The sequence below is a fragment of the Dietzia maris genome (genome assembly GCF_014144855.1).
GTDB lineage: Bacteria > Actinomycetota > Actinomycetes > Mycobacteriales > Mycobacteriaceae > Dietzia > Dietzia kunjamensis.
This window is the reverse complement of record NZ_JAALDN010000452.1, coordinates 1-4,249: the sequence shown is the minus strand read 5'-3', so window position 1 is coordinate 4,249 and position 4,249 is coordinate 1. Positions and strand designations below refer to the sequence as shown.

Sequence of the window (4,249 nt, the reverse complement as noted above, 5' to 3'; positions counted from 1 at the left end):
CAGACCACGCCGCCGGTCACGCGGGCGACGGGGTCGGAGCGCTCGGCCACCACACTGCGGATCCCGCAGTCGTGCGAGCCGCGATGGACGGCGTCGGCCTCGACCCGGTGGCCTCCGCGGCGGCGCTGCTCACCCCGGGGATGCTGGGCGCCCACCTGGCCGCGATCGTCGCCACGCTCACGCTGGTGGCGATCCTGACCGGGACACTGTCCTGGCTGGCGGCCCGGGTACTGCCCATGCCGGTGACGGCTCACCTCGTCGTCGTCGCCAGGCTTCTGGCCTCCTACGACGCCGACGCCCCGCGCGGACGGTACCTCCTCGCCCGCGGCGGAACCCGGGCGCCACCCGTGGCTGTGTGACCACCTCCCGCGCCGGTACGCGCACGCGCTGCCGGGCGTTCACACACACCACACCAAGGACTCCCACGCCATGCGTACCCACACGCGTGCCGCCTTCGCCGCGGCCTCCGCACTCGCGCTCGCTCTCACCACCGCCTGCGCGACCGACAACGACGACACCGCCGCCGCCAGCGCCGGAGCAGACACGACCACCGTCACCTTCGACGACGGCTGGGCCAAGGCCACCGACACCGAGATGTCCGGCGTCTTCGGCACCATCCGCAACCCCGGCGACACCGACCTGCAGCTGACCGGCGTAGAGGGCGACCTCGGCGGCAGCATCGAGCTGCACGAGACCGTCCCCGGCGCCAGCGGGATGATGATGCAGGAGCGCGAGGAGGGCTTCGTCATCCCCGCCGGCGGCGAACTGGTTCTGGAGCCCGGCGGCAACCACATCATGATCATGGGGCTGGGGCGACCCATCACCACCGGCCAGCAGGTCACCCTGACGCTCGAGTTCGACGGCGCCGAGCAGGACGTCACCGTCTCTGCCCGCGACTTCCGTGGCGGCGAGGAGGAGTACGTCGGCGGCGGTCAGGGCGAGATGAGCGGGGGCACGAGCCACGATGGCTGAGCAGGCCCGGCGAGGTCTGTCCCGGCGAGGTGTGTCGCGGCGATCAGTGCTCACCGGGGGCGTCGCGGGCGTGGTGGGTGGCGGTGTCGTCGGCGGAGCGGCGGGATACGCGGCGCGAGGTGTCGTCGACGACGGCGAGGCGGGCCCCGACTGGAAGACCGTCGCCGACTCGCGAGTCGTCGGCGCGGCCACCGAACCGTTCTATGGCCCGCGGCAGGCCGGCATCACCACGGCCCCGCAATCGCACGCCGCGTTCGTGGGATTCGACGTCGTCCCGGGGGCGACCCGCGCCGAGATCCAGGGCGTCCTGCGGGCCTGGTCCCAGGATGCCGCCCGGCTCACTCAGGGGCGCGGCGGGCTGGCAGACCTCGAGCCGGAACTGGCCGAGGATCCCGCGCGCCTCACGGTGACGATCGGGTTCGGTCCCGGATTGTTCGACGCGATCGGGATGCCGGAGAAGCGGCCGGACTGGCTGCGGCAGCTGCCGGCGTTCCCGCAGATCGACCAACTCGAGGATCGCTGGTCGGAAGGGGACCTGCTGCTGCAGATCTGCGCCGACGACCCGCTGATCGTCTCGCACGCCGCCCGGGTCCTCGCCTCCGGTGTGCGGGGGGTCGTGCGGCAGCGATGGGTGCAGCGGGGATTCCGCAAGGCCGTCGGCACCGACCCGAGCGGGCGGACCCAACGCAACCTGTTCGGTCAGATCGACGGCACGGAGAACCCGCGGCCGGACGACGTCGACTTCGACCAGATCCTGTTCTCCGACGGTAGGGGTTCGCACGGGCGGGCCCAGCGGTGGATGCGGGGTGGGTCGTCGCTCGTGCTGCGCCGCATCCGCATGACTATGGACACCTGGGAGGAGATCGACCGCACGTCCCGCGAGCTGAGTGTGGGCCGGCGGCTCGACACCGGCGCACCGCTGACCGGGGCGCACGAGCACGACCCGGCAGACTTCGAGGCGGTCGACTCCACCGGACTGCCGGTCATCCCGCCGGAGTCCCACATCGCGCGGGCCCGCCAGCGGAATCGGGGCGAGGCGATGCTCCGGCGGCCGTACAACTACGACGACCCGCCGGAGGGCGGCGAGATCAGCAACTTCGGGCTGCTGTTCACCGCCTACCAGGCCGACCCGGTGCGCACGTTCGTGCCGGTCCAGCAGCGGCTCGCCGAGCAGGACGCGCTCAACACGTGGACCATCCCGATCGGGTCGGCTGTGTTCGCGCTGCCGCCCGGCGCGCCGGAGGGCGGGTACGTGGGGCAGGGGCTGTTCGAGGGCTGACGGGCGCCCCCAACGACGCAGCCGCCCCCGGGCGTGGCGTCTGGCGCACGCTTCGGTGCGCGCCAGACGCCCTCCCCAGGGGCGGCTGTGGTCGTACCGGGGTGGCGGCGGTCAGATCGCCGCGGCGATCGCGTCGGCCATGGCCTGCTGGCCCAGGGCAGTGGGGTGGAAGGCGGCCGTGTTGTTCGCCGAACCATCCGCGAACACGACCCACCGCTCGTCCACCGGAGCGCAGCCGCTGCGGTCGGTGTCAGAGGAGGGCAGGACCGAGATGTGCCCGTTGCGCTCAGCGGCCTCGTCGACTGCGTCGTTGATGGCCTCGGTGACCTCACGGGCCCACTCGAGATTTTCGGCTCCGATCAGGGTGGTGAAGAGACACCCGTCCTCGTCCGACGCTGGCATGAGCGGCAGGTACTGGGCAGCGACAACGGTCGCGTCGGGCGACGCCGACTCGATGGCGGCGTAGACCTCGTCGACCGCTCCGCCCTTCCCGAAGATGTCGGCGATGTCCTGAGCGACGACCCCACCGAGCTCCTCGCGGCAGTCGATCGGCTGATCCGGCCCGGCGGGCTGCAGATGCGCGGTGATGCACCCGACGATCGTGCCGAAGCCCACGTCGTTGCCGCCGATGGACAGCGTCACCAGGTCGGTGTCCGCGTCGAGTGCCTCGATCTGCGGCGGGGCTTCAGGGTACTGCGTGTCGACGAGGATGTCCTCGGTCTGGGCGCCGCCGCACGTGGCGTCGGTGAGCTCGCCCACGGCGTGGTTGGCATCGAGCTGGTTCGGATAGTTCGCCAGGCTCTGGCCGCAGCCCTCGGGCCCACCGGCGGGCGTGGTGTTGTCACCGAGCGCGGCGTAGGAGTCGCCGAGCGCCACGTAGTCGGCGTAGGCCGGAGTCGAGAGCGAGCCGAGCGAACCCGACGCACTGACAGGGGTGCCGACGCTCGACCCCAGGGAGCCGAGGGCGATCGTGCCGTCCGCCTGGGTGGTGGACTGGGCACCAGCGACGGGTGCGGCCGTGAGGACGACGGACGCGGCCAGGGCGAGGGAGGTGGTGAGGGTGCGGGAACCGGCGAAGCGGCGCCGAGGAGTGGTGAGCATGAGCTCTATGTTCTCTCATCGACGCCGCTTCGTTACCGAATTGGGCCCAACTGGACAGTCGTCAGGTGACGTGACCGGACTCAGGCATCGCCCAGCGCGGCGAGCACCCGATCCGCGACGTGCGCATGGCCGGCGGTGGTCGGATGGACCGGCACCGCGCCCGTGTCCAGCCCGGTGAAGTCCACCCAGCGGTTCTCGGGCGGGGTGCACATCGAGTGGCCCGGTTCATCGGGGATCACGACGGTGGCGCCGTTGCGCTCGGCGGCGTCGCGGACGACGCGGTTGATGCTGTCCTGGAAGCCGCGGACCTTGGCCCGCTCCTCCCGGCTGATCGCCATGAACGGAGCGCAGGCCGGGGATTGCTCGATGATCCGGTCGTCCGCGGGCACCGCGGCCAGGTACCCGACCGTCACCACGCGGGCCTGCGGCGCACGCTCGGCGATCCCGGCGTACACCGCGTCCATGCGCTGGTCGAGAGTCTCGAGCGCGCGGGCGGCCTGGCGGTCGATGACGTCCGAACAGCCGGCGGTGGGATCGAAGCCCTTCGACAGGCTCGCCGTCGCGGCATCGACGATCGGCAGCAGCTCGGGCGCGGTGTTGGGCCGCAGCGCACACGCCACGATGACGGCGGCGAAGCCCACGTCATTGCCACCGATGGTCATGGTCACCAGATCGGTATCGGCGTCGAGGGCGTCGAACTGGGGCGGGGCCCCGGTCCGGCCGACCGCGAGGAAGTCATCGGCCACCGCGCCGCCGCAGCTGGCGTTGACGAACGTGCCCACCCCCAGCTCGCGGGCGACCACGGTGGGGTAGGCGTCGTCGGTGCGCACACACGCGACGGGACCGGCCCCCCACGCGCCGGGCGCGATCCTGCCGACGGCGGCGTAGGAGTCGCCC

At 72.2% G+C, this 4,249-nt stretch carries 5 protein-coding genes; 3 read left to right on the top strand and 2 right to left on the bottom strand.

Annotated elements, in window-relative coordinates; genetic code table 11:
- From G6024_RS14115 to G6024_RS14105, 3 genes are all read left to right on the top strand, one after another.
- Positions 1–359, top strand: a 359-nt coding sequence (locus tag G6024_RS14115) for a hypothetical protein (protein ID WP_159148982.1), incomplete at its 5' end; no start/stop codon positions are given.
- A gap of 70 nt (positions 360–429) precedes the next feature.
- Positions 430–972 (top strand): copper chaperone PCu(A)C, encoded by a 543-nt coding sequence (locus G6024_RS14110; protein WP_159148981.1) that lies wholly within the window; start codon positions 430–432, stop codon positions 970–972.
- Entirely contained in the window at positions 965–2,251 is a 1,287-nt protein-coding gene (locus G6024_RS14105) for a Dyp-type peroxidase (RefSeq protein WP_159148980.1), read from the top strand. The genes G6024_RS14110 and G6024_RS14105 overlap by 8 nt, the downstream gene beginning before the upstream one ends.
- Before the next feature lie 111 nt (positions 2,252–2,362).
- On the opposite strand, the gene G6024_RS14100 is transcribed toward G6024_RS14105, so the two are convergent.
- Together G6024_RS14100 and G6024_RS14095 are read right to left on the bottom strand one after the other, a co-directional pair.
- Positions 2,363–3,352, bottom strand: a complete 990-nt coding sequence (locus tag G6024_RS14100) for an SGNH/GDSL hydrolase family protein (RefSeq protein WP_159148979.1) — start codon at positions 3,350–3,352, stop codon at positions 2,363–2,365.
- A gap of 80 nt (positions 3,353–3,432) precedes the next feature.
- Positions 3,433–4,249: SGNH/GDSL hydrolase family protein (locus G6024_RS14095; RefSeq protein WP_159148978.1), on the bottom strand; the 817-nt coding region annotated here is incomplete at its 5' end.

What these genes read in the sequence shown, in the direction of transcription:
- G6024_RS14110 (WP_159148981.1), top strand. Translation starts at nt 430, where the DNA reads ATGCGTACCCACACGCGTGCCGCCTTCGCCGCGGCCTCCGCACTCGCG.
- G6024_RS14105 (WP_159148980.1), top strand. Translation starts at nt 965, where the DNA reads ATGGCTGAGCAGGCCCGGCGAGGTCTGTCCCGGCGAGGTGTGTCGCGG.
- G6024_RS14100 (WP_159148979.1), bottom strand. Translation starts at nt 3,352, where the DNA reads ATGCTCACCACTCCTCGGCGCCGCTTCGCCGGTTCCCGCACCCTCACC.